Annotated in this window: 1 protein-coding gene; it reads right to left on the bottom strand. The window is 43.2% G+C overall.

Going from position 1 to position 2,020, the window contains the following annotated elements; translation table 11 throughout:
* The coding region (gene ltrA / locus AM228_RS28715) for a group II intron reverse transcriptase/maturase (RefSeq protein WP_054470468.1) at positions 1 to 1,390 on the bottom strand (1,390 nt) is incomplete at its 3' end.
* Positions 1,391 to 2,020 lie beyond the last annotated feature (630 nt).

Raw genomic sequence — 2,020 nt, 5'->3', positions numbered from 1 at the left:
CGTCTGGACTTGCCTGACCTTTGACTTTGATGTGCCTGACAATTGGGGTTTTGCTGATGTCGTATAAGATTTCGGATTTTTCCTTGCCTTTTCTACCAGTTCCCTGACACATGAACATCCAATCAACTCCTCTATATCGCTTAAAGTAGCGATTTTTCACCCATTTTTTTGGTTTGTTGGGATGCCGTCTTAGAGACCAACGCCAGAGGTATTGCCACACTCGATAATTGATGTAGCTAAAGGTTTCTTTGCTAACCACACCTCTGTAGTAGTTCGCAAAACCTCTGAGAAGTGGGTTTATTCTATTGATGACTTGTTCTTGTGTGTTGGCTTTCATTTCGGATAGAGTCTGTCCTATCTTTTTACAGAATGCCAATACTTTTTCTTTCTGGGGTTTAATTAAACATTTGCCATTGTATTGGCGTATGTTGAACCCCAAGAAATTGAATCCATCATCAATGTGAACCATTTTTGTTTTCTCATCGCTGATTTTTAGTCCTCTTTCTGATAACCATTGCTCGCTCTGGGTAAGTGCATTTTCAAGCGATTCTTTGTCCTTTGATGTAACAACAAAGTCGTCTGCATACCGAATGATGCCTAGCTTTGGGTTAGCTTGTTTAATGACTGTTTCTAACCCATGCAATCCAATATTTGCTAATAGTGGACTTATGACACCACCTTGAGGTGTACCTGTCTCTGTGGGGTTGTATTTACCTTCATCGATAAACCCAGCTTCTAGCCAGTCCTTGATAAGTTTTCCACGTGGAACAAAACCTATCATTTCCATAATGGTTTCATGGGCAATGTTATCAAAGAACCCTTTGATGTCAGCGTCTAGAACCCATTTGTGTCCGCCGCAAGTGGGACTTGTGTTGAGTCTAATCCAACATTGTCCTATGGCGTCTTGGCAGTTTCTACCGGGTCTGAAGCCATAAGAGTTGGCTTCAAACACTGCTTCCCATTCTGGTTCTAATGAATTTTTGACTATTGCTTGTGCGACTCTATCCTTTATGGTTGGGATGCCTAAAGGACGTTTCTTACCATTTGATTTGGGTATGTACACCCGTTTTGTGGGTGATGCTTTTGGCATTTTCCACTCATTGACAAGTTTTACTCGCTGTGCAGGGGTGTTTATTACCTCCTTGTCTATCCCTGCCGTTTGCTTTCCGGTGTTAACCTGAGTAATTTGTCTGACACTAAGCAGTAGGTTTGAACGGCTTTTTATCATCAATTTCTGCAATCTTCTCAATTGCTTCCACTGACCAAGTTTTCTGGCACGAAAGATTCTTTGTCTTAGATTCCTGACATTCTTTCGGATTTTCTTCCAGTTCACCTGTGACCAGTCCTTAAGTTGTCCGTTATCTCCATTTATCAAGATTGTTCTTGACATCTAACTTATGACTCCGTTTGAGGTTTCTTGTGTCATTGTTTCTTTCGTGTAAGACCCAAGGGAAGTCTGCTATTACTTTCGTTCGGGGGCAAATTTTGAACCCCTATCTACCCCATTACAGGGCAGCGTTCGCTTTTTCCCTCATCTTCTACCCTCCAGAGATTTCCGTCTTTGTTGCCTCAGACCTACTTAAGGTTTCGACCTCCCTTAAGACTCTGTAGGGCTTACCCTGTTGCGTCATTTGAAGTTATTGATGTGGTTAGGTTGACTACCTATTCTACGGAAGGGTTTTGTTTTCACTTCTGAATAACGAAGTACCATTCAGAACTACCTTCTTTGCCGTTTTTGGCTACAGCCTGTCAGGGATAATTTGGCTGTTTCACGTATCACGTAGTTTAATCAGTAGCTATGGACTATGTTCAACCTTCCACCTCTTCCCTCTTGCTCCTCACCGCTTAATCCCTAGCAGTTTTGGCTACTTTTGGGGTCTGCATTCCGGCTGTTTCGTTACCTACTAGGCCGTGACCGGACTCACTGAGTCCTTTCCACGAGGGCTAGGGGTGAAAATCCCTAGGGGACTGGGAGTCCCGTTTCATCTGACCAGTTCAGGTCGCACACTTCGTTCCGTGG

The organism is Planktothricoides sp. SR001 (assembly GCF_001276715.1).
Classification (GTDB): domain Bacteria; phylum Cyanobacteriota; class Cyanobacteriia; order Cyanobacteriales; family Laspinemataceae; genus Planktothricoides; species Planktothricoides raciborskii.
Note: the sequence above shows the minus strand (reverse complement) of the source record. Positions and strands in the feature narration are given on the sequence as shown.